General features: G+C 42.1%; 43 protein-coding genes. 39 read left to right on the top strand and 4 right to left on the bottom strand.

Going from position 1 to position 25747, the window contains the following annotated elements:
- The first annotated feature begins 13 nt into the window (after positions 1-13).
- From rplV to ACFO3D_RS15685, 35 genes are all read left to right on the top strand, one after another.
- Entirely contained in the window at positions 14-355 is a 342-nt protein-coding gene (rplV, locus tag ACFO3D_RS15855; RefSeq protein WP_390298279.1) for a 50S ribosomal protein L22, read from the top strand.
- Positions 356-358: 3 nt separating this feature from the next.
- The gene (gene rpsC, locus ACFO3D_RS15850; protein ID WP_390298276.1) at positions 359-1000 is read left to right on the top strand and encodes a 30S ribosomal protein S3; all 642 of its coding nucleotides are present in this window, start codon (positions 359-361) and stop codon (positions 998-1000) included.
- Between the two features lie 18 nt (positions 1001-1018).
- Positions 1019-1453 (top strand): 50S ribosomal protein L16, encoded by a 435-nt coding sequence (gene rplP / locus ACFO3D_RS15845; protein WP_390298273.1) that lies wholly within the window; start codon positions 1019-1021, stop codon positions 1451-1453.
- On the top strand, positions 1443-1643 hold the full coding sequence (gene rpmC / locus ACFO3D_RS15840) for a 50S ribosomal protein L29 (RefSeq protein ID WP_390298270.1): 201 nt from the start codon (positions 1443-1445) through the stop codon (positions 1641-1643). The genes rplP and rpmC overlap by 11 nt, the downstream gene beginning before the upstream one ends.
- Before the next feature lie 24 nt (positions 1644-1667).
- Entirely contained in the window at positions 1668-1931 is a 264-nt protein-coding gene (gene rpsQ / locus ACFO3D_RS15835; RefSeq protein ID WP_390298267.1) for a 30S ribosomal protein S17, read from the top strand.
- Positions 1932-1973: 42 nt separating this feature from the next.
- The gene (gene rplN / locus ACFO3D_RS15830; RefSeq protein WP_390298264.1) at positions 1974-2342 is read left to right on the top strand and encodes a 50S ribosomal protein L14; all 369 of its coding nucleotides are present in this window, start codon (positions 1974-1976) and stop codon (positions 2340-2342) included.
- 37 nt (positions 2343-2379) lie between these two features.
- Entirely contained in the window at positions 2380-2691 is a 312-nt protein-coding gene (gene rplX / locus ACFO3D_RS15825; RefSeq protein ID WP_390298261.1) for a 50S ribosomal protein L24, read from the top strand.
- A gap of 25 nt (positions 2692-2716) precedes the next feature.
- On the top strand, positions 2717-3256 hold the full coding sequence (gene rplE / locus ACFO3D_RS15820; protein WP_390298258.1) for a 50S ribosomal protein L5: 540 nt from the start codon (positions 2717-2719) through the stop codon (positions 3254-3256).
- Between the two features lie 27 nt (positions 3257-3283).
- Positions 3284-3469, top strand: coding sequence for a type Z 30S ribosomal protein S14 (locus ACFO3D_RS15815; protein ID WP_010652082.1), 186 nt, complete (start codon positions 3284-3286; stop codon positions 3467-3469).
- 30 nt (positions 3470-3499) lie between these two features.
- Positions 3500-3898 carry a 30S ribosomal protein S8 gene (gene rpsH, locus ACFO3D_RS15810; RefSeq protein WP_390298254.1) on the top strand — a complete coding sequence of 133 codons (399 nt, stop codon included), beginning with the start codon at positions 3500-3502 and terminating at the stop codon, positions 3896-3898.
- A 30-nt stretch (positions 3899-3928) separates the two neighbouring features.
- On the top strand, positions 3929-4465 hold the full coding sequence (gene rplF, locus ACFO3D_RS15805) for a 50S ribosomal protein L6 (protein ID WP_390298250.1): 537 nt from the start codon (positions 3929-3931) through the stop codon (positions 4463-4465).
- Between the two features lie 32 nt (positions 4466-4497).
- Positions 4498-4848 carry a 50S ribosomal protein L18 gene (gene rplR / locus ACFO3D_RS15800; protein ID WP_390298247.1) on the top strand — a complete coding sequence of 117 codons (351 nt, stop codon included), beginning with the start codon at positions 4498-4500 and terminating at the stop codon, positions 4846-4848.
- A 24-nt stretch (positions 4849-4872) separates the two neighbouring features.
- The gene (gene rpsE, locus ACFO3D_RS15795) at positions 4873-5376 is read left to right on the top strand and encodes a 30S ribosomal protein S5 (RefSeq protein WP_390298245.1); all 504 of its coding nucleotides are present in this window, start codon (positions 4873-4875) and stop codon (positions 5374-5376) included.
- Positions 5377-5389: 13 nt separating this feature from the next.
- Positions 5390-5572, top strand: coding sequence for a 50S ribosomal protein L30 (gene rpmD, locus ACFO3D_RS15790; protein WP_390298243.1), 183 nt, complete (start codon positions 5390-5392; stop codon positions 5570-5572).
- A 30-nt stretch (positions 5573-5602) separates the two neighbouring features.
- Positions 5603-6043 (top strand): 50S ribosomal protein L15, encoded by a 441-nt coding sequence (gene rplO, locus ACFO3D_RS15785; protein ID WP_390298240.1) that lies wholly within the window; start codon positions 5603-5605, stop codon positions 6041-6043.
- Positions 6043-7335 carry a preprotein translocase subunit SecY gene (secY, locus tag ACFO3D_RS15780; RefSeq protein ID WP_390298237.1) on the top strand — a complete coding sequence of 431 codons (1293 nt, stop codon included), beginning with the start codon at positions 6043-6045 and terminating at the stop codon, positions 7333-7335. The genes rplO and secY overlap by 1 nt, the downstream gene beginning before the upstream one ends.
- Before the next feature lie 36 nt (positions 7336-7371).
- On the top strand, positions 7372-8016 hold the full coding sequence (locus ACFO3D_RS15775; protein ID WP_390298234.1) for an adenylate kinase: 645 nt from the start codon (positions 7372-7374) through the stop codon (positions 8014-8016).
- A gap of 188 nt (positions 8017-8204) precedes the next feature.
- The gene (locus ACFO3D_RS15770; RefSeq protein WP_390298231.1) at positions 8205-8540 is read left to right on the top strand and encodes a KOW motif-containing protein; all 336 of its coding nucleotides are present in this window, start codon (positions 8205-8207) and stop codon (positions 8538-8540) included.
- Positions 8518-8736 (top strand): translation initiation factor IF-1, encoded by a 219-nt coding sequence (gene infA, locus ACFO3D_RS15765; protein ID WP_010095735.1) that lies wholly within the window; start codon positions 8518-8520, stop codon positions 8734-8736. The genes ACFO3D_RS15770 and infA overlap by 23 nt, the downstream gene beginning before the upstream one ends.
- Positions 8737-8771: 35 nt before the next feature.
- On the top strand, positions 8772-8885 hold the full coding sequence (gene rpmJ / locus ACFO3D_RS15760; protein ID WP_010095733.1) for a 50S ribosomal protein L36: 114 nt from the start codon (positions 8772-8774) through the stop codon (positions 8883-8885).
- 24 nt (positions 8886-8909) lie between these two features.
- Positions 8910-9275, top strand: coding sequence for a 30S ribosomal protein S13 (gene rpsM / locus ACFO3D_RS15755; protein ID WP_390298226.1), 366 nt, complete (start codon positions 8910-8912; stop codon positions 9273-9275).
- Between the two features lie 22 nt (positions 9276-9297).
- Positions 9298-9687 carry a 30S ribosomal protein S11 gene (gene rpsK, locus ACFO3D_RS15750; RefSeq protein WP_390298223.1) on the top strand — a complete coding sequence of 130 codons (390 nt, stop codon included), beginning with the start codon at positions 9298-9300 and terminating at the stop codon, positions 9685-9687.
- A 228-nt stretch (positions 9688-9915) separates the two neighbouring features.
- Complete coding sequence (locus ACFO3D_RS15745; RefSeq protein ID WP_390298220.1) at positions 9916-10860, top strand: DNA-directed RNA polymerase subunit alpha; 945 nt, start codon at positions 9916-9918, stop codon at positions 10858-10860.
- A 44-nt stretch (positions 10861-10904) separates the two neighbouring features.
- A complete protein-coding gene (gene rplQ, locus ACFO3D_RS15740; RefSeq protein WP_390298217.1) occupies positions 10905-11258 on the top strand; it encodes a 50S ribosomal protein L17 in 354 nt (117 codons plus the stop codon).
- A gap of 159 nt (positions 11259-11417) precedes the next feature.
- On the top strand, positions 11418-12257 hold the full coding sequence (locus tag ACFO3D_RS15735) for an energy-coupling factor ABC transporter ATP-binding protein (protein WP_390298214.1): 840 nt from the start codon (positions 11418-11420) through the stop codon (positions 12255-12257).
- Complete coding sequence (locus ACFO3D_RS15730; RefSeq protein ID WP_390298211.1) at positions 12233-13099, top strand: energy-coupling factor ABC transporter ATP-binding protein; 867 nt, start codon at positions 12233-12235, stop codon at positions 13097-13099. Before ACFO3D_RS15735 ends, ACFO3D_RS15730 begins: the two co-directional genes overlap by 25 nt.
- Positions 13096-13896: an energy-coupling factor transporter transmembrane component T family protein gene (locus ACFO3D_RS15725; protein ID WP_390298208.1), complete on the top strand. Its 801-nt coding sequence runs from the start codon at positions 13096-13098 to the stop codon at positions 13894-13896. Before ACFO3D_RS15730 ends, ACFO3D_RS15725 begins: the two co-directional genes overlap by 4 nt.
- A 24-nt stretch (positions 13897-13920) precedes the next feature.
- A complete protein-coding gene (truA, locus tag ACFO3D_RS15720) occupies positions 13921-14667 on the top strand; it encodes a tRNA pseudouridine(38-40) synthase TruA (RefSeq protein ID WP_390298205.1) in 747 nt (248 codons plus the stop codon).
- Between the two features lie 201 nt (positions 14668-14868).
- Positions 14869-15306, top strand: a complete 438-nt coding sequence (gene rplM, locus ACFO3D_RS15715; RefSeq protein WP_390298202.1) for a 50S ribosomal protein L13 — start codon at positions 14869-14871, stop codon at positions 15304-15306.
- Between the two features lie 19 nt (positions 15307-15325).
- A complete protein-coding gene (gene rpsI / locus ACFO3D_RS15710) occupies positions 15326-15718 on the top strand; it encodes a 30S ribosomal protein S9 (protein ID WP_390298199.1) in 393 nt (130 codons plus the stop codon).
- 121 nt (positions 15719-15839) lie between these two features.
- Entirely contained in the window at positions 15840-17000 is a 1161-nt protein-coding gene (locus ACFO3D_RS15705) for a GNAT family N-acetyltransferase (RefSeq protein ID WP_390298196.1), read from the top strand.
- A gap of 121 nt (positions 17001-17121) precedes the next feature.
- Entirely contained in the window at positions 17122-17796 is a 675-nt protein-coding gene (locus tag ACFO3D_RS15700; protein WP_390298193.1) for a hypothetical protein, read from the top strand.
- The gene (locus tag ACFO3D_RS15695; protein WP_390298190.1) at positions 17793-19016 is read left to right on the top strand and encodes an efflux RND transporter periplasmic adaptor subunit; all 1224 of its coding nucleotides are present in this window, start codon (positions 17793-17795) and stop codon (positions 19014-19016) included. Before ACFO3D_RS15700 ends, ACFO3D_RS15695 begins: the two co-directional genes overlap by 4 nt.
- 57 nt (positions 19017-19073) lie before the next feature.
- A complete protein-coding gene (locus ACFO3D_RS15690) occupies positions 19074-19529 on the top strand; it encodes a DUF948 domain-containing protein (protein ID WP_390298187.1) in 456 nt (151 codons plus the stop codon).
- 17 nt (positions 19530-19546) lie between these two features.
- Positions 19547-19879, top strand: coding sequence for a DUF948 domain-containing protein (locus tag ACFO3D_RS15685; RefSeq protein WP_390298184.1), 333 nt, complete (start codon positions 19547-19549; stop codon positions 19877-19879).
- Positions 19880-19981: 102 nt separating this feature from the next.
- Here the strand turns inward: ACFO3D_RS15685 and ACFO3D_RS15680 are convergent, their stop codons facing one another.
- The gene (locus ACFO3D_RS15680) at positions 19982-20416 is read right to left on the bottom strand and encodes a DUF948 domain-containing protein (RefSeq protein ID WP_390298181.1); all 435 of its coding nucleotides are present in this window, start codon (positions 20414-20416) and stop codon (positions 19982-19984) included.
- Between the two features lie 137 nt (positions 20417-20553).
- On the opposite strand from ACFO3D_RS15680, the gene cwlD reads away from it, so the two are divergent.
- Positions 20554-21270 (top strand): N-acetylmuramoyl-L-alanine amidase CwlD, encoded by a 717-nt coding sequence (gene cwlD, locus ACFO3D_RS15675; RefSeq protein WP_390298178.1) that lies wholly within the window; start codon positions 20554-20556, stop codon positions 21268-21270.
- Between the two features lie 129 nt (positions 21271-21399).
- Complete coding sequence (locus tag ACFO3D_RS15670; protein WP_390298175.1) at positions 21400-22458, top strand: Mrp/NBP35 family ATP-binding protein; 1059 nt, start codon at positions 21400-21402, stop codon at positions 22456-22458.
- Here ACFO3D_RS15670 and ACFO3D_RS15665 read toward each other — a convergent pair.
- Both ACFO3D_RS15665 and gerD read right to left on the bottom strand, forming a co-directional pair.
- Positions 22395-22724, bottom strand: a complete 330-nt coding sequence (locus ACFO3D_RS15665; protein WP_390298172.1) for a hypothetical protein — start codon at positions 22722-22724, stop codon at positions 22395-22397. The genes ACFO3D_RS15670 and ACFO3D_RS15665 overlap by 64 nt on opposite strands.
- Positions 22672-23328, bottom strand: coding sequence for a spore germination lipoprotein GerD (gene gerD, locus ACFO3D_RS15660; RefSeq protein ID WP_390298169.1), 657 nt, complete (start codon positions 23326-23328; stop codon positions 22672-22674). The genes ACFO3D_RS15665 and gerD overlap by 53 nt, the downstream gene beginning before the upstream one ends.
- Before the next feature lie 130 nt (positions 23329-23458).
- On the opposite strand from gerD, the gene ACFO3D_RS15655 reads away from it, so the two are divergent.
- Positions 23459-24049: a KinB-signaling pathway activation protein gene (locus ACFO3D_RS15655; RefSeq protein ID WP_390298166.1), complete on the top strand. Its 591-nt coding sequence runs from the start codon at positions 23459-23461 to the stop codon at positions 24047-24049.
- A gap of 60 nt (positions 24050-24109) precedes the next feature.
- Here ACFO3D_RS15655 and pdaB read toward each other — a convergent pair whose 3' ends face one another.
- Complete coding sequence (gene pdaB / locus ACFO3D_RS15650; protein ID WP_390298162.1) at positions 24110-24868, bottom strand: polysaccharide deacetylase family sporulation protein PdaB; 759 nt, start codon at positions 24866-24868, stop codon at positions 24110-24112.
- Between the two features lie 359 nt (positions 24869-25227).
- On the opposite strand from pdaB, the gene ACFO3D_RS15645 reads away from it, so the two are divergent.
- The gene (locus ACFO3D_RS15645; protein ID WP_390298159.1) at positions 25228-25449 is read left to right on the top strand and encodes a hypothetical protein; all 222 of its coding nucleotides are present in this window, start codon (positions 25228-25230) and stop codon (positions 25447-25449) included.
- Positions 25450-25747 lie beyond the last annotated feature (298 nt).

Raw genomic sequence — 25747 nt, 5'->3', positions numbered from 1 at the left:
GGAGGCACTTAACATGCAAGCTAAAGCCGTTGCGAAATCTGTTCGTATTGCTCCTCGTAAAGTTCGTTTAGTCGTAGATTTGATTCGAGGAAAAGAAGTTGGTGAAGCAGTAGCAATTTTGCGCCATACACAACGCGGTGCTTCTCCGGTTGTAGAAAAGGTTTTGAACTCTGCTATTGCGAATGCAGAGCATAACTATGAAATGGATGCAGATAATCTGGTAGTTTCCGAAGTGTTCGTAAACGAAGGTGCTACATTGAAACGTTTCCGTCCGCGTGCACAAGGTCGTGCAAGCAAAATCAATAAACGCACAAGCCACATTACAGTGGTTGTAACTGAAAAGAAGGAGGGATAGTCAGTGGGTCAAAAAGTAAATCCTAAGGGTCTTCGCGTAGGTATCATTAAAGACTGGGAGTCTAAATGGTATGCTGGCAAAGACTATGCAGACTTACTACATGAAGATATTAAAATAAGAGAATATCTTGAAAACCGCTTGCGTATTGCTGCTGTTTCTTCGATCGAAATTGAACGTGCAGCAAACCGCGTAAACATCACTATCCATACTGGTAAACCTGGAATGGTTATTGGTAAAGGCGGTTCTGAAGTAGAAGCTCTACGTAAATCATTAAACGCTCTGACAGGCAAACGTGTTCACATCAATATCGTTGAGATTAAAAAAGTTGATCTTAATGCAGCATTGGTTGCTGACAACATTGCCCGTCAATTGGAAAACCGTATTTCATTCCGTCGTGCACAGAAACAGGCTATTCAGCGTGCTATGCGCGGTGGGGCAAAAGGTATTAAAACACAAGTATCCGGGCGTCTTGGCGGTGCCGATATCGCTCGTGCGGAACATTACAGCGAAGGAACAGTACCACTTCACACGCTTCGTGCTGACATCGACTATGGTACAGCAGAAGCAGACACAACTTATGGTAAGTTAGGTGTCAAAGTGTGGATTTATCGTGGAGAAGTCCTTCCAACTAAAACGAATAAATAAGGAAGGGGGAAATGCATTATGTTAATGCCTAAACGTGTTAAATATCGTAGACAGCATCGTGGAAAAATGACAGGCCGAGCTAAAGGTGGCACAACAGTAGCTTTTGGTGAATATGGTCTGCAGGCAGTTGAAGCTTCATGGATCACAAGTCGCCAAATCGAGTCTGCACGTATCGCAATGACTCGTTACATGAAACGTGGCGGTAAAGTCTGGATTAAAATATTCCCTGATAAACCATATACTGCAAAGCCCCTTGAAGTTCGGATGGGTTCCGGTAAAGGTGCTCCTGAAGGATGGGTAGCAGTAGTTAAACCAGGAAAGATTATGTTTGAAATCGCAGGTGTATCTGAAGAGGTTGCACGTGAAGCGTTGCGTCTTGCTTCTCATAAACTGCCGATTAAAACTAAGTTTGTAAAACGTGAAGAAATTGGTGGTGAAAGCAATGAAGGCTAATGAAATCAGAGAACTGACCACTGCCGAAATTGAACAGAAAGTTAAATCTCTAAAAGAAGAACTTTTTAACTTACGCTTTCAGCTGGCAACAGGACAACTTGAAAACACTGCACGCCTGCGTGAAGTACGTAAGTCCATTGCTCGTATGAAAACAGTTGTACGTCAACGTGAACTAAGCGTGAATAACTGAGACAAGAGAGGAGGCTAGCCTCAAATGAGTGAGCGTAATAATCGTAAAGTATACACTGGACGCGTTGTATCCGACAAAATGGATAAGACAATCACAGTGCTGGTTGAAACTTATAAATTCCATAAATTGTACGGCAAGCGTGTAAAGTATTCTAAGAAATTCAAAACACATGATGAGAATAACCAAGCTAAGATTGGTGATATCGTTCAAATCATGGAAACTCGTCCGCTGTCAGCAACTAAACGTTTTCGTCTAGTTGAAGTCGTTGAAGAAGCGGTAATAATATAATAAAGTTCGCTCGGAAGGTATCCGAAGGGAGGTCACAGCGATATGATTCAACAGGAAAGTCGTTTAAAAGTTGCAGATAACTCTGGTGCACGTGAAGTATTGACCATCAAAGTATTGGGTGGTTCCGGACGTAAGACAGCTAATATCGGTGATGTGATTGTTTGCACGGTCAAACAAGCAACACCAGGAGGCGTTGTCAAAAAAGGTGAAGTCGTAAAGGCTGTTATCGTACGTTCTAAGTCTGGTATGCGCCGTAAAGATGGATCATATATTCGTTTTGATGAAAATGCTGCCGTAATAATCCGTGATGACAAGGGTCCACGTGGTACACGTATTTTTGGACCAGTTGCACGCGAATTACGTGATGCAAAATTCATGAAAATCGTATCTCTAGCTCCAGAAGTTTTATAAGCAGTAATGAAAAGCCTTGTAGGGAGGTGCGTCAAGCATGCATGTAAAAAAAGGTGATAAAGTAAAAGTCATTTCCGGTAAAGACCGCGGAAAGCAGGGCACTATTTTAGAAGCATACCCAAAAAATGAACGTGTTCTTGTTGAAGGTATTAACATGATCAAGAAACACGCAAAGCCTTCACAGGATAATCCGCAAGGTGGGATTCTTAACCAAGAGGCACCAATCCATGTTTCTAACGTAATGCCAATCGATCCAAAATCCGGAGAGCCAACTCGTGTTGGATATGAAGAACGTGACGGAAAAAAAGTCCGTATCGCTAAAACATCCGGTGAAGCATTAGATAAATAGTTTCAGGTGAAAGGAGGGCGACATGATGAATGAACTTAAACAAAAGTATCAGGATGATGTACTGCCATCATTAATGAATAAATTCGAATATGACTCAGTTATGGAAGTGCCGGCTGTAGAGAAAATAGTTATCAACATGGGTGTTGGTGATGCTGTTCAGAACTCTAAAGCATTGGATAATGCAGTAGAGGAACTTTCATTAATTTCCGGTCAGAAACCTATGGTAACTCGTGCTAAAAAATCAATCGCTGGATTCCGCTTGCGTGAAGGTATGCCGATCGGTGCAAAGGTTACACTTCGCGGAGAGCGTATGTATGAATTCCTGCAAAAACTGATTGCAGTTTCACTGCCACGTGTACGTGACTTCCGTGGTATTTCCAAGAAAGCTTTTGATGGCCGTGGCAACTATACCCTAGGCGTTAAAGAGCAACTGATTTTCCCGGAAATCAACTATGATAAAGTAAGCAAAGTGCGCGGTATGGATATTGTTATCGTAACAAGCTCCAACACTGATGAAGAAGCACGTGAACTTTTAACTCAGCTAGGCATGCCTTTCCAAAAATAAGCTGAAAGCTGAAAAGGAGGGAAAATTTTGGCTAAAAAATCAATGATCGCAAAGCAAAAGCGCCCACAGAAGTATAAGGTTCAGGAATATACACGCTGTGAAAGATGTGGACGTCCACACTCTGTAATCCGTAAATTTAAACTTTGCCGTATTTGTTTCCGCGAACTTGCCTATAAAGGTCAAATTCCTGGTGTCAAAAAAGCAAGCTGGTAAACCCCGATTCGGGAAGGAGGTAATGTAGTAATGGTTATGACAGATCCAATCGCAGATATGCTGACTCGTATTCGTAATGCAAACATGGTACGCCATGAAAAGTTGGAGCTTCCGGCTTCTAAAATGAAAAAAGAAATCGCTGATATCCTTAAACGTGAAGGTTTCGTTCGTGATTATGAATTCATTGAAGATAACAAGCAAGGTGTTCTGCGTCTTTTCCTTAAGTACGGTTCAAACAACGAACGAGTAATTACAGGTATCAAACGTATCAGTAAACCAGGATTACGTGTTTATGCCAAAGCTGATGAGGTACCACGCGTACTGAACGGTTTGGGTATTGCTATCGTTTCAACATCCAATGGAGTGCTTTCCGACAAAGAAGCACGCAAGCAGGCTGTTGGTGGCGAAGTACTCGCGTATGTTTGGTAATTTATACTTTTAAGACAGGAGGTGCATGGGATGTCTCGTATAGGACATAAGACACTCGAGATTCCAGAGGGCGTTGAAATTAAATTCAACGACAACACTGTGACAGTTAAGGGCCCTAAAGGGGAATTAACCAGAGATTTTAGTAAAGATATGAAAATCGTTATTGAAGATAACGTTCTTACTGTTCAGCGTCCTAGTGACAATAAAGAACACCGCGCGCTGCACGGTACTACTCGCAGTTTGATCGGCAACATGGTAGAGGGAGTTCACAAAGGTTTTGAGAAAAGCCTTGAAATCAACGGCGTTGGTTATCGTGCTCAGAAGCAAGGTAACAAAGTCGTTGTAAACGCAGGTTACTCACATCCAGTTGAACTTGATCCAATCGAAGGTATTGAGATTGAGGTTCCTAAAAACACACAGATCGTTGTAAAAGGGATTGACAAAGAATTAGTTGGCGCAGTAGCCGCTAATATCAGAGCAATCAGACCACCTGAGCCATACAAAGGTAAAGGGATTCGCTATGAAGGTGAATATGTACGTCGTAAAGATGGTAAAACTGCTAAGTAAGGTTAGTTAGGGAGCAGAAAGGAGTGACCTAGATGATCACAAAACCTGACAAAAATGCTGTACGCAAAAAAAGACATGCTCGTGTCCGTAAGAACCTTTTCGGAACTGCGGAACGTCCACGTCTGAATGTGTACCGTTCAAATAAACACATTTATGCACAATTAATTGATGATGTTAATGGCACAACAGTGGCAAGCGCATCTACTAAAAACAATGATGCTTCAGGGAATGTTGAAGGAGCTAAGCAGGTCGGAGAAATGATCGCGAAACATGCCCAAGATAAAGGTTACAAATCAGTTGTATTTGATCGCGGAGGCTACCTTTATCATGGACGTGTCAAAGCTTTAGCAGATGCGGCTCGTGAAGCCGGTCTTGAATTTTAATCGATAGATAAAGGAGGGACATAGATGCTTACTAGCATTGATCCGAACAAATTAGATCTTGAAGAACGCGTAGTAACAATCAACCGTGTTGCAAAAGTAGTTAAAGGTGGACGCCGTTTCCGTTTTGCTGCACTAGTTGTTGTTGGAGATAAGAACGGACATGTAGGTTTTGGTACAGGTAAAGCACAGGAAGTACCTGAAGCAATCAAGAAAGCTGTTGATGATGCTAAGAAAAACCTTATTACAGTACCAATCGTAGGAACAACAATTCCACACGAAATTCATGGCAGATTCGGTTCTGGTAACGTATTACTAAAACCTGCTGCAGAAGGTACTGGAGTTATTTCCGGTGGCCCTGTTCGTGCTATTCTGGAACTTGCAGGTGTTGGTGATATCCTGACAAAATCACTTGGATCCAACACACCAATCAACATGATCCGCGCAACACTTAATGGATTAACAAACTTGAAACGTGCAGAAGAAGTAGCAAAACTACGAGGAAAGTCTGTAGAAGAACTGTTAGGATAAGGAGGGAAATACTATGGCTAAAAAGTTAGAAATCACCCTCACGCGAAGTGTCATCGGCAGAATCGAGTCACAACGTCAAACTGTTCAGGCACTAGGTTTGAAAAAAATTAATCAATCCGTAGTCCGTGAAGATACTCCAGCCGTACGTGGTATGGTTGACAAAGTATCTCACCTGGTATCGGTTAAAGAAGTTTAATATAACAAAGCGTAAAGAGGAGGTGCTCGCATGAAACTTCACGAATTGAAGGCATCAGAAGGAACACGCAAAAAGCGCAATCGCGTAGGTCGCGGAATGTCATCAGGTAACGGAAAAACTTCCGGCCGTGGGCATAAAGGACAAAAAGCACGTTCAGGTGGCGGAACACGTCCAGGCTTCGAAGGTGGCCAAATGCCATTATTCCAGCGTCTGCCTAAGCGTGGATTCACCAATATTCACCGTAAAGAGTTTGCTGTTGTAAACCTAGATGCTCTAAATCGTTTTAAAGAAGGCACAGAAGTAACACCGGAACTTCTACTTGAAGAAGGTGTTGTAAGCAAGCTTAAAGCAGGTGTTAAAGTACTTGGTAAAGGTACTGTCGAAAAGAAACTAACTGTTAAAGCTCATAAGTTCTCTGCTTCAGCGAAAGAAGCTATTGAAGCAGCGGGCGGTCAAACAGAGGTGATTTAATGTTCCGCACGATCTCCAATTTTATGCGCGTAGCTGACATTAGACGGAAAATAATTTTCACTTTGTTAATGTTAATTGTATTCCGTATTGGTACGTTTATTCCCGTGCCATATACAAACAAGGATGCCATTGATTTCATGAATTCGCAGAATGTGTTCGGTTTTCTGAATACATTCGGAGGCGGGGCATTACAAAACTTCTCCATTCTTGCAATGGGGATTATGCCTTACATTACAGCATCCATCATTATGCAGCTTCTGCAAATGGATGTTGTGCCAAAGTTTGCCGAGTGGAAGAAGCAAGGTGAAATGGGCCGCAAAAAGCTGGCGCAAATCACCAGATATGGGACCGTAGTCCTTGCATTCGTTCAGGCAATTGCAATGTCAATTGGGTTTAATGCGATGGCTGGCGGAGCTTTAATTGCTGATCCGAGTGCGTTTAAATTCATTATCATCGCACTGGTTCTGACAAGTGGAACGACATTCCTTATGTGGTTGGGCGAGCAGATTACTGCGAATGGTGTTGGAAATGGTATATCCATTCTGATTTTCGCGGGTATTGTTGCTGCTGTACCAAACGGAGTAAATCAATTATACAGCCAGTATTTCGTAAATCCTGGTGATGAATTATTCATTAACATTGTGATCGTTGCATTAATTATACTGGTGGTCATTGCAGTAACTGTTGGTGTTATCTTTATCCAGCAGGCATTGCGTAAAATACCAATTCAGTATGCTAAAAAGCTTGTAAACCGTTCACCGGTTGGCGGGCATTCAACCCATCTGCCGTTGAAAGTTAATGCAGCAGGGGTTATCCCGGTAATCTTCGCAATTGCATTCATTATTGCACCTCGGACAGTCGCGGGTCTTTTTGAAGGTAATGCGTTTGCTGATTCAATTGAGCGGATATTCAATTATACGCAACCAATCGGTATGGTAATCTATGTAGCACTGATTATTGCTTTCACGTACTTCTATACCTTTGTTCAGGTGAATCCTGAACAAATGGCAGAGAATCTGCAGAAGCAAGGTGGCTATATCCCAGGTATCAGACCTGGTAAAAATACTGAAACGTATTTGACACGAGTTATGTATCGCTTAACATTTGTAGGTTCCATCTTCCTGGCGGCTGTTTCAGTGTTGCCTATCATATTGGGTGGTCTTGCAAATCTGCCTCAAGCAGTCCAAATCGGCGGCACAAGCTTACTGATTGTTGTAGGTGTTGCGCTCCAGACAATGAAACAACTGGAAAGCCAGCTGGTTAAGCGGCACTACAAAGGTTTTATCAAGTAAGGAATTATACTGCCAATGAGAGCGAGGGGAAAGTAGTTGAATTTAATCCTAATGGGTCTTCCTGGTGCTGGTAAAGGCACCCAGGCAGAGAAGATAAATGAAAAGTACCAAATCCCTCATATTTCAACAGGAGATATGTTCCGTTTAGCAATAAAAGAAGGAACTGAACTTGGTAAGCAGGCTAAGGCTTATATGGATCAGGGTGACCTTGTTCCAGATGAAGTAACAATAGGAATTGTCAAAGAGCGGTTAAGCAAAGATGATTGTAAAAATGGATTCTTATTGGACGGTTTTCCGCGAACCATCGCACAAGCCGAGGCTTTGCAATCTCTTTTATCCGATATGAAGGAATCAATTGATTGCGTTTTGCATGTAGATGTACCAGAAGAAAAATTAGTGGAGCGTCTGACCGGTCGTAGAATTTGTCCAACATGCGGTGCCACTTATCATGTTATCTATAATCCCCCGAAAGAAGAGGGGATATGTGACAAAGATGGCTCTGCGTTAATTCAGCGTGAAGATGATCAGCCAGAAACGGTTAAGACGCGTTTGAGAGTAAATATCAAGCAGGCTCAGCCGTTACTGGACTTTTATCAGGAAAAAGGGTATCTCGTGACAGTCGATGGCGACCAGTCAATCGATAAGGTGTTCGAGGATATCCAATCAAAACTAGAAAAATAAGCGTTTTGGATGTATAACCAGCACGGGACGGATGCAATTTTGTCCGGTTAAAGATATAATGAATTCCGTAGTGTAGTTACTACTGAGATGCGTACGACTTGATTAGCAGTGACACAAAAGATTACAGACAGTGTGGTTCCTCTTCAAGAGGACAGCAATAAAATATGCCTAAGTGAAGGTGATCGTTGTTGAGCGAAGCTGAGTCGGTTCCGCGAATAGGTCAAGTTGTTCGTATTATGCGAGGACGAGAAGCCGGGCAATACGCGGTAGTATTAAAATTGATAGATGATCGATATGTATTGCTGGCAGATGGGGAAAAACGTAAATATGATCGGCCAAAGAAAAAGAATCTGCATCATATTGAAGTTATGGATTATGTTTCTCCGGAAGTCCAAAACAGCCTTCTAGAAACCGGTCGTGTCACAAATGGCAAGTTACGATTTGCCATAACTAAATTTGTCAATGAGGTTGTGACTGATTTGAAGAAGGGAGATCAACACGATGGCGAAAGACGATGTAATTGAAGTCGAAGGTACCGTTACGGAAACATTGCCGAACGCAATGTTTAATGTTGAGCTTGAAAACGGTCATACTGTTCTGGCTCATGTCTCCGGTAAAATCCGCATGCACTTTATCCGCATTTTACCAGGTGATAAAGTAACGGTAGAACTTTCACCGTATGATTTAACAAGAGGACGAATTACGTACCGTTATAAATAGACGAGTGAGCTCCGATATTAAAGGAGGTAAAGATGATGAAAGTAAGAGCATCTGTAAAACCCATTTGTGAAAAATGCAAAGTCATTAAACGCAAAGGTAAAGTAATGGTGATTTGTGAAAATCCGAAACACAAGCAAAAACAAGGCTAACAAACAAGGAGGTGCGAAGAATCTATGGCACGTATTTCAGGAGTAGATATTCCACGTGATAAACGTGTAGTTATTTCATTAACGTATATTTATGGTGTTGGAAAAAGTACTGCACAGAAAGTCCTTAATGAAGCAGGCGTTTCAGAAAGCACTCGTGTACGCGATCTGACTGAAGATGAACTTGGACGTATCCGTAAGGCTATCGGCGACTATACAGTTGAGGGTGACCTTCGTCGTGAAACATCCCTTAACATCAAGCGCCTGATCGAGATCGGTTCTTACCGTGGTATCAGACACCGTCGTGGCTTGCCGGTTCGTGGACAAAAGACTAAAAACAACTCACGTACCCGTAAAGGTCCTCGTCGTACAATCGCAAACAAGAAAAAGTAAAGTAAAGGAGGTAAGCTAATCCATGGCACGTAAAACAAATACGCGTAAGCGTCGTGTGAAAAAGAATATTGAAACAGGTATCGCTCATATCCGTTCCACATTCAACAATACTATTGTTACTATTACGGATACTCAAGGGAATTCCATCGGATGGAGCTCTGCTGGATCACTTGGCTTCAAAGGTTCCCGTAAGTCAACACCATTTGCTGCACAAATGGCCGCTGAAACTGCAGCTAAAACAGCAGTAGATAACGGAATGAAAACACTTGAAGTAACTGTTAAAGGACCTGGTGCTGGTCGTGAAGCAGCTATTCGTTCTCTGCAGGCAGCTGGTTTGGAAGTTACCGCTATTCGTGACGTAACCCCAGTACCTCATAATGGTTGCCGCCCACCAAAACGTCGTCGTGTATAATTATACCGTATAGAATTTGTCACCCTGTCTATAATGGGTTATGATAGCTAAAAGTAAAATGCCGAAAAGTTTCGCTACTTTTAAGCAGAACTTTACTATTCAACATGACAGAGACAAGAAGATACGAAGGAAATGCAATAGTGCAGAAACGCCAACTGCCTATTTGAGGAATTTCGGTTAGACTGGTGTCTAACCGGGGTTTCGACGTTTTAAAGGAGGGTTTTGTGAATGATCGAAATTGAAAAACCAAGAATAGAAACGGTAGAGATCAGCGATGATGCCACTTTTGGGAAATTCGTCGTCGAGCCGCTTGAGCGTGGATATGGTACTACTCTAGGAAACTCCTTGCGTCGTATCCTAGTATCCTCACTTCCGGGTGCCGCTGTAACATCGGTTCAAATTGATGGAGCACAGCATGAATTTTCAACAATCGAAGGCGTTGCTGAAGATGTGACCACTATTATTCTGAACCTGAAGAAGCTTGCTCTGAAGATTTATTCTGATGAAGAGAAGACTTTGGAAATCGATGTGCAGGGAGAAGGAAAGGTTACCGCTGCAGATCTGACATATGACAGTGATGTAGAGGTGTTAAATCCGGAATTGCCAATCGCTACGATCAACAGCAAAGGCAGTTTGCATATGAAGATTACTGCAGAACGGGGCAGAGGCTACCGTCCGGCAGAATCCAACAAACGCGATGATCAGCCAATTGGCGTAATTCCTGTTGATTCTATCTTTACACCAGTGTCACGTGTAACATATCAAGTTGAGAATACTCGTGTAGGTCAAATCACTAATTACGATAAACTTACCCTTGATGTATGGACAGATGGAAGCATTCGTCCTGAGGAAGCAGTTTCTCTAGGTGCGAAAGTATTCAATGAACATCTGAATATTTTCATTGGGTTGACCGATGAAGCGCAAAACGCAGAAATCATGGTCGAAAAAGAAGAAGACCAGAAAGAAAAAGTTATGGAAATGACCATTGAGGAACTTGATCTGTCAGTCAGATCCTATAACTGCCTGAAGCGTGCTGGAATTAATACAGTTCAGGAGCTTTCAAATAAATCAGAAGAAGATATGATGAAAGTACGTAACCTTGGCCGTAAGTCACTTGTGGAAGTAAAACACAAACTTGAAGATTTAGGTCTCGGACTGCGTGATGACGATTAATAGATAAGACACCTTTAGAATTTCCAAAAAGGGAGGGAAAGTCCATGGCTAGAAAGTTAGGTCGTACAACAGACCATCGTTTGGCATTGCTTCGTAACCTTGCTTCAGATCTGATCATTCATGAGCGGATTGAAACAACGGAGGCAAAAGCGAAAGAACTTAAATCAATCGTTGATAAAATGATTACACTTGGTAAACGCGGTGACCTTCACGCGCGTCGTCAAGCTGCAGCATTCTTATATAACAAAGAGGCTAACGACAACGAAAACGTTATTCAGAAACTCTTTGATGACGTTGCTGCACGCTACGAAGACAGACAAGGTGGATATACACGTGTTCTTAAGCTTGGTGCTCGTCAAGGTGATGGAGCAGAAATGGCAATCGTTGAGTTAGTATAAACAAAACGTACGCGTTAAGGGGCAGGACTGAATCTCTTCCATGAGGTGAATCCAGGCCCTTTTTTTGTAGGACCGGGACAAAGGGGACAGGCTCCATGTCCCAAATCATTGGGACACGGAGCCTGTCCCCTTGTCCCTTCTGGGGGGAGGAACAACGGAATGCGGAATAAGTTGATAGAATTCAAAAATGTATCATTCAAGTATGGGGAAGAGCAACCATGGGTCCTGAAAAATTGTTCATTTGAAGTATATGAGAATGAGGCCATTGCGATCATAGGTCACAATGGATCGGGTAAATCTACCATAGCCAAACTTATGAACGGGCTTCTTTTTCCCCAGGAAGGTGAAATAGTCATCAATGGTCAGCGTGTTACCGAAGAATCTATTTGGGAAGTTCGGAAAGAGGTCGGGATGGTGTTTCAGAATCCGGATAACCAGTTTGTCGGTACCACTGTTCAGGATGATGTAGCATTTGGCATGGAGAATCGTGGCATTCCCCGAGAGATCATGATTAACCAGATTGATAAGATGTTAACAGCGGTGGGCATGCAGGACTATCTGATGACAGAACCCCACAAATTGTCAGGCGGGCAAAAACAGCGTGTAGCCATCGCCAGTGTACTGGCAATCTCCCCAAAGGTACTTATTCTGGATGAGGCTACTGCTATGCTCGATCCCAAAGGCCGGAAAGAAATTATGAAGACGGTCACGGAAGTTCAGGAAGAGCATCAACTTTCTCTGATAACTATTACTCATGACTTATATGAAGTGGTGCAGGCAGAGCGTGTAATCGTTATGAACAAAGGGGAAGTTTGGGATGAGGCGACCCCGCGTGATATTTTTGCGAAGAAAGAGGAGCTACGCAAAATTGGCTTAGATGTACCGTTTGTTGCAATCTTATCCGATGAACTCAAGAAAGCGGGCATAGAGATGAAACGGGAAGCCTTAAATCAGGAAAAATTGTTGGAGGACCTATGGACATCACATTCAGAAATGTAAGCTATATATATCAGGAAAATACACCGTTCGCCCATAAAGCAATCGATAATCTTTCCTTTGACATCCCATCTGGTTCCTTTGTGGCGGTGATTGGCCATACAGGGTCGGGTAAATCTACTCTGATTCAGCACTTAAATGGATTGGTCCGCCCAAGTAAGGGTGAGGTTATCATAGGGGATTTCCGTCTGAGCAGCGAGGGTAAACCTAAGAATATGAAAGAACTGCGCAGTCGAGTAGGTGTGGTGTTTCAATATCCGGAACACCAACTATTTGAGGAAACAGTTGAGAAAGATATTGCTTTTGGTCCTCAGAATTTCGGTGTATCGGAAAATAAAATACAGGACCGGATTCGCCAGATTATCCCTCAGGTTGGTTTGCCTGAAGAATTACTGGAGCGGTCACCGTTTGATTTGAGCGGTGGACAGATGCGCCGGGTGGCAATTGCTGGAGTGCTAGCAGTCAGACCGGAAGTGCTCGTCCTCGATGAACCAACTGCAGGACTCGACCCTCGTGGACAAAAAGAAATGATGAAAATGTTTTATGAATTACATAAAACACAGGGACTAACGACTGTTCTAGTCACCCACAGCATGGAGGATGCCGTACGATATGCAGATCATGTAATTATTTTAAACAAAGGCACCAAATACATGGAAGGTAACCCGGAAGAGGTATTCACGCAGAAAGAGGCGCTGAATCAGGTGCAACTTGATGTACCGGAAATGGTGGAGTTCCTGAATGCGTTTGAGGCGAAATTCGGAGTTAAAATACCTTTTCGAAGACAATCAGCGGCTGAGATTGCCCGGGAAATACGAAGTGTGCTGAAGGGGGACCCCTCATGAATAATTCACTGATAATTGGTCAGTATGTACCGGGCCAGTCCCTTGTTCATAAACTCGATCCGCGAACCAAGATTACAGTCATTTTCTTCTTTGTTTTTGTTGTATTTTTTGCTAATTCAGCGATCAGTTATGGAATACTCACTATATTCGCATTGACAAGTATGCTTACTACAAGAATACCGATGCGCTTTATTATCAAGGGATTAACACCTGTTTGGTTTTTGATTATATTTACATTTATTCTGCATCTGATCGTGACAAAAGAAGGCACTGTACTTTTAAGTATATTCGGACTTGAGATTTATTCAGGAGCAATTATAAAGGGGTTTGAAATCTCTATACGGTTTTTCCTGTTGATACTGATGACTTCGTTACTGACCTTGACCACAACCCCTATTGAGATTACCGATGCAATTGAGGAAATACTTCATCCGCTAAAGAAAGTCAGATTCCCTGTACATGAATTGGCGCTGATGATGTCAATTTCACTTAGGTTTATCCCTACTCTAATGCAAGAAACAGAAAAAATATCGAAAGCGCAGGCCTCCCGTGGTGTAGATTTTCGTACAGGCCCTGTAAAAGAGCGAATAAAGGCAGTTGTTCCATTATTAGTACCTTTATTCGTCAGCGCGTTTAAACGTGCTGAAGAGCTCGCAATGGCTATGGAAGCGCGTGGCTATCAGGGCGGGGAAGGCCGGACAAAGATACGGGAATTGAAGATTGAAAAACGCGATATCTGGATTTATATTTTATTTATTATGGTTATTGCCGGACTATTGCTAACCAGGAATTATTAGTATGTATGTAAGGCTGGAGGCTGTATGGAGAAAATAAAATGCATAATAAGCTATGATGGAACAAATTTTTCCGGGTTTCAGATACAACCCGGCAAACGGACTGTCCAGGGAGAATTGGAAAAAGCGTTAACCAAGATGCATAAAGGGGAACATATCCGTATACAGGCGTCCGGACGAACTGATACTGGGGTCCATGCCAAAGGGCAGACGATTCATTTTGATTCCCCGTTTGAATTGCCAACTGAAAACTGGAAGCGGGCCCTAAATACTTTGTTGCCTGCAGATCTCTACATTAATCAGGCGCAAATTGTTCCTGATACCTTCCATGCACGGTACGACGTAGTGGAAAAAGAATACCGTTATTATGTATGGAATGAGCGGGAAACTGATGTTTTTAAACAGAATTATTATTATCAGTTTCCATATCCACTGAATATCCATGCAATCCAGGAAGCCTGCCAGTACTTTGAAGGCACCCATGACTTCACAACCTTTTCCTCGGCAAAAGCAACGATAAAAGGCGGGAAAGAGCGGACTATGTATGAGGTTTCCTGCAACAGGGACGGCAGTCAAATTGAATTTGTTTTCCGTGGGAGCGGTTTTTTGTACAACATGGTCCGGATTATTGTTGGTGCCCTGCTTGATATCGGTCAGGGAAGACGCAGTCCGTCAGAGATAGCCGTCTTGCTTGAAAAAAAGGATCGACGGCTGGTTGGCGCCACCGTTCCTGCACAGGGCTTATACTTATGGCAGGTTAAGTATGAAGATTGAACTATCTTGCCTGCCGACGCCAAGTTTTCTAATTGACTTTCTCAAAACTTAGTGCTAAGGGTTGACACAGACACCAGTTATGGTTTATGATGATTCTTGGCATTTTATTTCTAAAACCGCGATTAGCCCCGGAAACTAATTGTGTTGAAGATATAGGAATAACAAGTGAAAACGACTAATGAAATATGGAGGGAAACCATCATGCGCACAACTTTCATGGCAAATGAAGCGAATATTGAACGCAAATGGCTCGTTGTGGATGCAGAAGGCAAGCGTCTTGGCCGTCTAGCAAGTGAAGTTGCTGCAATCCTTCGCGGAAAGCACAAGCCAACTTACACACCACACGCAGATACAGGTGATCATGTAATCATCATCAATGCTGGCAAAATTGAATTGTCAGGTAAAAAACTAACAGATAAGACTTACTATCGTCACTCAAACCACCCAGGTGGTATTAAATCTCGTAGCGCGAACGAAATGCGTACGAAATATCCTGAACAAATGCTTGAGCTCGCTGTTAAAGGCATGCTTCCAAACGGTCCACTGGGACGTAAAATGGGTAAAAAGCTGCACGTATTCGGCGGTGCGGAACACAATCACCAAGCACAGAAACCAGAAGTTTACGAACTTCGCGGATAATTAAAAGGAGGTAACGTAATTGGCACAAGTACAATATTACGGCACAGGCCGTCGTAAACGTTCAACTGCACGTGTACGCCTGGTTCCCGGAACTGGACGTGTACTAATCAACAATCGCGATGCGCAGGATTATTTCCCATATGAAACACAGCGCATTATTCTAAACCAGCCATTGGCTGCAACTGAAACTGAAGGCACTTACGATGTACTCGTTAATGTGCACGGTGGAGGTTTCACTGGCCAAGCCGGCGCAATCCGTCACGGTATTGCCCGTGCACTTCTGGAAGCAGACCCAGAATACCGCGGTACACTTAAGCGTGAAGGATATCTAACTCGTGACGCACGTATGAAAGAGCGTAAGAAATACGGTCTTAAGAAAGCACGTCGTGCACCACAGTTCTCAAAGCGTTAATATCTTTTGTAAAAGACTCTCAACTTTATTGGTTGGGAGTCTTTTTTTAATCACCCCATTACACTACCAATATAAATCTAGTATGATAAGGAAAGAAAAAGTAACCAGGGGGACTGCAAATATGAGCGAAATTAAACGACTCACCGAGGCGCACTATGACGAAATTTTTGCTTTGTCGCAATTTGCCTTTCAGTACGAATTAACAGATGAGGCAATGGTGAAAAAGCGCGAAGAAGCTGAACGGCATATTATCTGGGGAACAAAAGATTATGACAAAATAACCGCAAAACTGCATTTACTTCCGCTTCCCTGTTATATAAACGGCAAAGAATTTGAAATGGGTGGAATTAGCGCCGTCGCCACATGGCCAGAGTACCGACGGAAAGGCAATATTAAAAAGCTGCTTGAGCATGCCTTGTATTACATGAAGGAGCATGGTCAGATGGTATCGTTCCTTCATCCGTTCTCGATCCCATTTTACCGTAAGTATGGCTGGGAGCTTGCCTTTACCGAAAAGAAATACACGATTCCAATCGAGCGACTAATGAAGGATTGGAGTGTTGATGGTTATGTGCGACGTACAGATGATATCAGTCTGCTGCAAAGGATTTACACCGATTACGCAAAGCAGTTCAACGGCCCGCTTGTCCGCGACGAAAAATGGTGGAAACAGCGGGTGCTGACAGGGAAATTAAACAAAGCAGTAGCGTATAACGGAAAAGACCAGGCTGAGGGCTACATATTGTATAAAGTAAAAGATGAGGTAGTAACCATTGAGGAACTGACATATCGGACGCTCGATGGCCTGAAAATCCTGCTTCAATTTATCGCCAATCACGATTCGATGGCCCCAAAAGTGAAAATGACGGTACCGGAAAATGATAACTTGCCATTGCTGATTGATGAACCACGGTTTGAACAGAAGTTGGAACCGTACTTTATGGCACGGATTGTAGATGTGCCGCAATTTCTGAGGCATTACCCCTTCAATGATGCTGGTGACCGATCGATAACACTAGTTGTTGAGGATTCTTTTATGCTTGAAAACAGTGGGACCTATCAGATTTCCCAGCGTGATGGGAAGACTGCTGTGACACACATAAAGGAAAGAAAGGAAGAGGGTGTTCAGTGTTCCGTACAACAGCTGGCAGGAATCCTGCTTGGTCATAATCGGCCGGAGGAATTATACCGGCTTGATTTGCTCAAAGGAACAGCGGAAGAGGTAGAAACACTTGAGGGATTTATACCCCATCGGCAGACATTCTTTCCGGATTTCTTTTAGGAGAAAGTGCGAATAACCTCAATTATTGGAAAAATATATTAAAATAAGTGGGATATTATAGTATATTAAGTTAAAATGGATAATAAATAGAAATAATTTGAAATTTAAAGGAATGTCGCACATGTCTTACCCGATTAACATGATAAAATTTTTCTTTCCACTCAATGATCATTTATTCCGCATTCAAAAGGCTGAGTCATTTAAAAACCTCTGGAAAGTCTTTTTTCTTTTATTGCTTAGTACGGTTGTTGTCTATTTTTGGATGGCAAGTCTTGGGCTTGGTTCGGACACTGTTTCGGTAAATGCAACTGAACTAGCCCCTTTAGAGTATGAGGCAAGCAAACTTTGGTTTGTTCTTGGAAGAATGGGTTACGGTCTCTTACTGGCGGTTTTGATTTTGTTACTGCCGTCACTCTGGTTCTATGTGATTACTGGTATACCATACAAGAAACTGCTGATCATGCAGCAGGCTGTTCTCCTCGTTATGTTGCTTGAACGGATTACCTGGATACCGCTTGCGGTTTATTTTGGACTGGAATGGTTTGTGTCACCATTGTCATTCGGAATTATTGCATCCTATTTTACGGAATTACCTTGGGTCACAGCTTTCTTTGGGGCTATATCACTGTTCCAATTATGGATTATTTGGTTTCAGGTAAAGTTCTTGCGATATATGTCGTCAACCAAAAGAGGATGGATCTGGGCCGGCGTAATATCGCTTCATCTATTATATTGGGCCCTTGCAGCAGCTTTATCATTTACAGATATCTATCTCATAAGCGGGTGGTTTGAATGAAACGCAGAAATATTATAATCACACTGGCTATTCTGTTTGCTGCTGTCAATAGTCTGCTGGTGTATTTGGATAAAGAAGACAGGGTCCCGCGTTTATCCTATGTTGAAGAATGGTCCCAGACGTTTGAAGAGGATCTATATGTTGAACTGGAGACGCCGGGAGTGCTCACAGCGCTTACGCAGAAAAACGTTTACTTCGATGAGGACCGGGGAAGCTTTGGGGAATTTCTTGTGAATAGTAATGACAAGGTGGACGTTGGGGACGGGCTATTTACATACAAAGCACACGATTATTATGAAACAAAATCTTATCTTGAAAATGAAGTCAGTAAGCTGAACAGTCAGGTTGCTGCAATTGAACAGGCAATCACTGATATTTCTTTATACAGTATTCCGGAGGCTGAAGTAACTACCGAACTGGAGAGTGAGGACAGCACCTTGGTAATTGCAAATGAATCGGCTGAAGCAGACTACCGGAAAGAGCAATATTTGGCTGAGAAAAATAAAGAGCTTGCCTTAAAAGAAGCTGAGCTGCAAAGTTTACAAACCCAATTGTCTGAGCTAGAGACCAGCGGGGACATCATCACCGTAGAAAGTCCGTACGAGGGAATTGTTACGGAGGTATCCGAGTCGCTGAATGACCCACTACTTACCATTAGGGACACGGAGCTGAAAGCAGAAGGGGAACTAACCGAGTCAGAGCGAATGAAAGTGCAACAGGAAATGCCGGTGGAAGTAATCGTACGGGAAGATGGCTCCGTGCTGGATGGAACTGTTCAGGAGGTTAGCCAGTCACCTGAAGATGTTACGGTTGAAGGTACAAGCACTTATCCCCTCCAGGTGGGACTTGCTGAGGGAAGTGACATAGAGGGATTGCTGCCGGGGTATCATACAACCATGGCAATTACACTGAAAAAAGCGGTGGGCGCAACGGCAGTCATGGACGACGAAGTGTATAATAAGAGAATCTGGGAAATGACACCCGAAGGAAAACTCGATAAGCAAAAGATTGAAACAGGTATTCATGTGAATGGAATGTACGAGATAACTAAAGGAGCAGAATCCGGTCAGTGGATTGCTGCTGAAGAAAATTCTCAATTCAGGGACGGGGCACCTTTTATTACGCCAGTTCAATTGGATAACATACAATGGAAACATTTGGGGAATTATGATAATGTTAGCTGGAAAAAGTATTTTGTCACCGGCCTGCTGTCAAGATAATGTTTTAACAGCATTGGCTTGTGGTAAAACTTCTTAGAAAGGGAGGGTACATATTCAATGGAATTAGTCTATGTAGGAGTTTTGCTTTGTGCATTGGCATTCGCTTTAGTCGTCATATATGCTTCCCTCGTATTGAACCGTGTTGCAAGCACAATGCAGACACTTGGCACCACATTGAACGATATGGAGAAAAAAATGCAGCAGCTTACTCCTGAATTACAGAATACCGTTAAAGAAACGAAGAAAATCGTCGATGATTTTGAGGACAAAATTTCGGCGACCGATGGCTTTTTCGATGCACTTCACAATATTGGTATTTCCGTGAATTCCTCGAATCGAATTTTAAATCAGCAAGCAAAGAAGCTTCCTGAGTATACATCTAAACAGTCATTGGATAGACTGTCAGAAGGTATCAAATGGGGAGATGCAGGATATCAGCTGTACAAGAAATGGAAAAACAGAAACAATCATGAAATCGTCGTTCGTGACGAAAACCTTCCAACGAAAAAATAAGGAAATGAGGGATCAGGGTGAGTTTAACAGGAATAGGGGTCATATTAATCGGAATAGCTTTTCTTGTTTTGGCAATTTATTTGGCCTGGACATTAAATAATCTGGCGCATGTTCTTCGTGGGATTGAAAAGACGGTTGATCATTTACCGGATCAGCTCGATGATATTTTCAGGGAGACAGGTAATCTGATTAATCAGACCAATAGCACGGTATCCGATGTAAACGAGAAATTGCGGGCAATCAGTCCATTATTCTATATTGTTGGGGATGTAAGTGAAATGTCGAGAAAGTTGACGTCTCCATTGTCCAAGTTCAAAATGTCCGCCAGAAAGCGAAAAGAGAGCCAATAAGAAAATCCCCAGTGATGGGGATTTTTTAATTTGTACTTTTTCTATGCAGTAAGGAAGACCTTCCCATCTCCATAAGGACAACTACGACAATCGCTGAAAAGCTCAACGATTGTCGCTTTTTTTAGTGTTTGTATGTTGATACATCATATAACCCAGAGTAACAGCACCGTATATGCCTTCTAGATTATTACGTTCAACAAAAGTACTGCCGCTAGTTGATTTTGATTTCATTTTTTCTGCCAAAAATGCCATATGAGATGCAAGGTCGCGTGTGGCCTCCCCGGCATTTTGGATAATAGTAAAAATCGGGCTTAACTTCTTTGTCTGTTCCGTTACTTGATTTAATGTATCTCTCGTACTTGAGATTGTGGTTTTTACCTCGGATGTAATATCGGAAACCTGCTGCGGAAGGTTATCAGTTGTTCCTTTTAGACCCGCAATTACTCCCGTTAGTTTGTTCAGTGGTTTAATTAAAAGGAAAACAAGTATCAAAAATGCGATACCAATTATAATGACGCCAATTCCAATCCAGTCCATCTGTTAACATCCCTCCTGTACCCTTCTTAGTTTAAAATACCACCCTGATTCATTCTATAAACTACCCAATAGTATAATCATAAACAACAATCTTGTCCCATACAATAATTAAAGCAGAATAATAAGGGGCGAATGCGATGGAACGGTATCTAAAGGTGATTGTTTGGGGGTTAGGTTTTGTTGTTTTAGCATTTCTTATTCAGTTACCAATCAATAAAGTGGACTCAACTTGGCAGACCTGGTCACTGCCACTGTCAGGAAAAACAATTGTAATTGACCCTGGACATGGTGGACCTGATGGCGGTGCAGTCGGAAAAGATGAGACACTTGAGAAGGACATTGCACTGGCGGTTTCAAAAAAAACACAGGATTACCTGCAGCAGGCGGGAGCGCTTGTCTATTTAACAAGGGATAAGGATACCGATCTTGCTGATAAGGATACAGCGGGATTATCTAGACGGAAAGCACAGGATATCCGGAGACGGCTAGAATTTATTAAAGAAAAGGAAGCGGATTTTTTCATTACACTCCATTTAAACGCTTTGCCTTCTTCCAAATGGAGCGGAGCGCAGACTTTTTATTATCCGAAGTATGACAAAAGCAAGCATCTAGCAACAATGATCCAGGAAGAGATTATCCGGAATCTTGAAAATACCACACGAAAGCCATTACCACTTAAAAGTGTCTACCTTCTTAAATACGCTGAAACACCCGGAGCCCTTGTGGAAATTGGTTTTTTATCGAATGAACATGAGCGTGAACAGTTGAAAAAGGAAGAATATCAGCAGAAAATGGCTGGAAGCATTTATGAAGGTATTCTTCGTTATATGACAGAAAAACCCAAAAAAGATTAAATTCGGAGTAAGTAGCCTCCCATGATTCATATCACTTAGCATCTGAGTGATTTGTGTTATACTAGCGTTGTATCGCAAATAGTTACAAAAAGTTCATTTATACAACGCTGGGAAAGGGATGGTGACAATATGCTGACGAAAGATGAAATCAGGGATTTGTTAAAGTCTGTTAAAGATCCATTTTTACATAGAACACTTGAAGAAACAGAAGGTATAAAGGAAATCACCATAAAAGAAGAGAAAAAGCATGTCAGTGTAAAAATTGGGATAGGAAAAACAAATACCGCTGAACAAATGCAGCTCCAGCAGGAAATTGTAGGTATTCTGAAAAAGAACGGGGCTACAACTGTAGGTCTTCGTTTTGAGCAATTGCCTGATGAGATTATCCAGAAGTACCAGCCGGCAGCTGAAGCGGATAAGGAAAAAACATTGATGGGTGGCGCTAAACAACCTAACTTTATCGCTGTAGCCAGTGGTAAAGGTGGGGTTGGTAAATCAACTGTAACCGTCAACCTGGCAATGTCATTGATGCGTCTTGGCAAAAAAGTCGGTATCATTGATGCTGATATTTACGGTTTCAGTGTTCCGGATATGATGGGCGTGGAAGAACGGCCTGCAGTACGTGGCGAAAAGATAATTCCTGTGGAACGTTTTGGAGTAAAAGTCATTTCAATGGGATTCTTTGTAGAAGATAACTCTCCAATCATCTGGCGTGGACCAATGCTTGGTAAAATGTTGAACAGTTTCTTTAAGGAAGTAGAGTGGGGCGACCTTGATTATTTACTACTTGACTTGCCACCAGGTACAGGCGATATTGCGATGGACGTTCATGAAATGCTGCCTACCTGTAAAGAGGTCATCGTTACAACTCCACATCCAACCGCGGCTTTCGTAGCGGCGCGTGCTGGCCAAATGGCGCTTAAGACTGAGCATGAGATTCTTGGTGTAGTGGAGAACATGGCTTACTTTGAAAGTAAAAAGACAGGTGAAAAAGAGTATGTTTTCGGACAAGGCGGTGGCAAGAAGCTTGCTGAAGTCCTGAAAACCCAAGTGCTTGGCCAGTTGCCGTTGCAACAGCCATATGAAGATGAGGATGAATTTTCTCCATCTGTTTATCAGCAGGATCATCCGCTAGGAAAAGAATACCATAAAATTGCTTCAAAAATTGTTGCAAAAGTGGAAGAGTAATAAATAAAGGTATACGGATTAAGTCCGTGTACCTTTTTTGCAAAATTCTTTGTCAGCGTTTTCCCTGCTTCAACATACAGGGCATTCCAAACGATGGAGGACGCCTGTGTTTTTGCCTCAAAGCAATAAAAATGAGCCTGAAGGAACAAATCCTTTAAGCTCATTTTTTGAGGTAGGGTATTTGCGGTTGAGATGCAGGTGTAGGATTCTTTATTATGGCCCACCACCAGATCCTCCACCACCACCACCTTGGCCGCTTCCGCCACCACCGGCACCTCCACCGCCTTGACCGCCACCACCAGATTTCTGTTCTTGCTGCTTACCTTGTTCCTCGGCAGCTTTCAACAGAAGTTCAGTGATTTTAGCCTGGAAGAGGGGTGATTCTAGCGTTTGCTGTATGGTTTCCTGTAGGTGCTTGCGGAATTGTTGGCTTTTCATAACGGTAATCATTTGCTTTTCCACTTCAGGGTTTTTCATAAGTTCAAGCATTTGTTTCTGATAATCAGGGTCTTTCATCAGGTCTTTCATCAATTTTTTATGTTGATCAGACATTGACTTAGCATAATCTTTTACGAATTTTGGGTCTTGGAATAACTTGGTCCACATTTCTTTACTTTTTTCGGAGGCAAGGAATTCACTTATGGCTTTTTTAACAGCATCTGATTGAATGACAAGTTGCTGTTTCAGTTTTTCGTCAGACAGGATCTCAACAAGTGCTTTTTTACCATCTTCGGTTTGCAGTATATCAACGACCATTTTTTTGGTCGTATCATAATCGGCCTCTTTCCCGGCAGTTGCCCCGCCTCCATTACAGGCGGATACGAATACCAGGGAGGAAACGGCCAGCATAATTAATATCTTCCGAAACATTGGGATCCTCCTTCCTCATATAGTTAATATGAGTTTTCTGAAGGAAAATTATGCGCGCAGGAGAGGAAAAATGCCCACGTTCATGATAAAATGTGTTGAGGCATTTAGACAGTTGTAGGAGGAAATTAGATTGAACAGTCGTAAATGGGTAGGGCTATTTATAAAAACGTTAATAATTGGTGCAATCACCGGTTTAATTACCAGTTTTTTTATAGAAGCCGCTTTATACAGTAAATATCTGGCGCCGCTTAACTTTGGCGAGCTGGCCGGATTGGTAATTTATTTCGTGGGGCTTGGATTGCTATTCAGTGTAATCAGTCAGACTGGTTTTTTTGTTTATTTATTCATTAACCAATTCGGTTTAGGGTTATTTCGGTCTTTCTGGCCAACCGTACAAGTTCTCTTGATTGCCTTTGTAGTGTTTGACCTTGTGTATTTTCCATATCAGGCAGCTGATGGCAGCATTTCGATATTCTGGCTTATCCTTATGTCGCTGGCAATACTAGGGTATGGATGGGCTATAGCTGAAATTAAAGCAAGGCAGACTAACAGGCGGGCTTTTGTTCCGGCACTTTTTTTGATGGTAGTAATGACGACAATTGAGTGGGTGCCTGGTCTGAGGACATCTGGAACGGATTACGCATGGCTGATGATTATACCTTTACTTGCCTGTAATACATACCAGCTTTTAATGTTGCACCGAATAACACGCAATAAGTAATGATAAAGGAAGTAAATAACTAAACAAATCCCTGATGTGAATAAACACATCAGGGGTTTTTCATTCAACCAGTTTTGATTCTGCGTGTGCCTGACTGATAAGTTCTGAAATAGTAACAAATGTAAATCCCTTATTCTTCAGTCCTGGTAAAATCGTTTTTAAAGCGTCTGCTGTTTGTTTAACAGAGTCTGACGCATGCATTAGAAGGATATCGCCGTTCCCGGTCTCTTTCATAACAAAGTCAGTTATTTTTTGGGTACCCGGGTTTTTCCAGTCATTCGGATTTACATTCCAATGAATTACAGTAAAGCCCATTTTTTCTGCTAGTTCAATTATTTCTTTGTTAAAATGCCCGCTTGGTGGTCTAAGTAACGTAATGTCTTTATATCCCAGCTTTCCAAAAATCTCTTTAGCATGGAGTAAATCTTTCCGTACCTGATCGATTTCTTGATCCAGATAACTCTTATATCGGTATCCGAGCATACCTAGTTCATGGTCGCCCTCGTTTATTTTCTCCAGTATTTTGGGGTGGCGTTCGGCCCACTCTCCACTGACAAAGAAGGTTGCCTGTACCTGTGCCTGTTCTAATTGCTTTAATATGCTATGTACTTTTTCTTCTCCCCAGCTGATATTGAACGTTAATGAAATTGCGGGTTTATCGGCATCCCCACGTGAGACTGCAGCAGGCTCCTCATTGGAGAAAGCGGTAAAAACTTCATTATTTTGAATCCATAGCAAGGCTGCGGTAATAAATGCCACTAATACTACAACAGCGTAGCGCTTCCACTTATGCAATCGAAAAGTATAAAAGTGATCCATCCATTTATCATTCCCTTCAAATCCTTTTATATTAATTCTATGAGGACAAATACAGAATATGAACAAGCCTCTTGGTTCTTTTTTACTAAACTTGAGAAAATAGGATAAAAAAGATGAATTATGGGGAATAGTAATCCTTAATGAAAGGTTTGCCAGTCTATAATCTGTTTTATACCGTATGATCGGGGTAATATATGCTACAGAGTGAGTAGACTTACTGGTGAAAGAATAAAGGAACGACATACGCATTTAATTTGGCGGTTAAGAATTATATAAGGGTTTCTAAAGTATTTAAAAAAATCCTTTTAACCAATGCCGGGTTTTCCAATGAATAAGGTAATAAGGTCAGGTGAAGCGGAATGTTAGGATTATTGATTAATGAGATGGAAGCAAAAGAAATGGAGTACCTGTTAAAGCGCGAACTGGAGGAACTACTGCTGGATTTAGATGACCATCGAATAGATCATTTGGTCAAGCGGGCTATGAAAGAAAGATACAGAACACTTTTCAACTTGTTGCGAAGAGTGGCAACCCATGAAGAATGTTTGAAGTATTTGCCGAAAAGGACAGAAAACAAGTAATATCCCGCCTGCTCGGGTGCGAGATAAAATAATGTACTTACTGACCAAAAAATCGCTCGATTTTTTGGTTTTTCTATTGAACTTATCTATGGAGTATGCTATATTAATCTCTGTTGCCAGTTAAGTGCCTAACAAATTCTTTGTTTTAAAAAAAACATAAAAAAAGTTATTGACATTCAATTGGAACCATGATAAATTATATCTTGTCGCAAAAAACGACAGACAACAAATTGATCCTTGAAAACTGAACAAAACAACCAGTATGTCAAGAAGACAGGAAAAGCATTTAATGCTTTCC

Source organism: Virgibacillus kekensis, from assembly GCF_042654125.1.
In the GTDB taxonomy this organism is placed as follows: Bacteria; Bacillota; Bacilli; order Bacillales; family Amphibacillaceae; genus Lentibacillus; species Lentibacillus kekensis.
The sequence above is the reverse complement of the archived record's forward strand: the minus strand, read 5'-3'. Positions and strand labels throughout refer to the sequence as shown.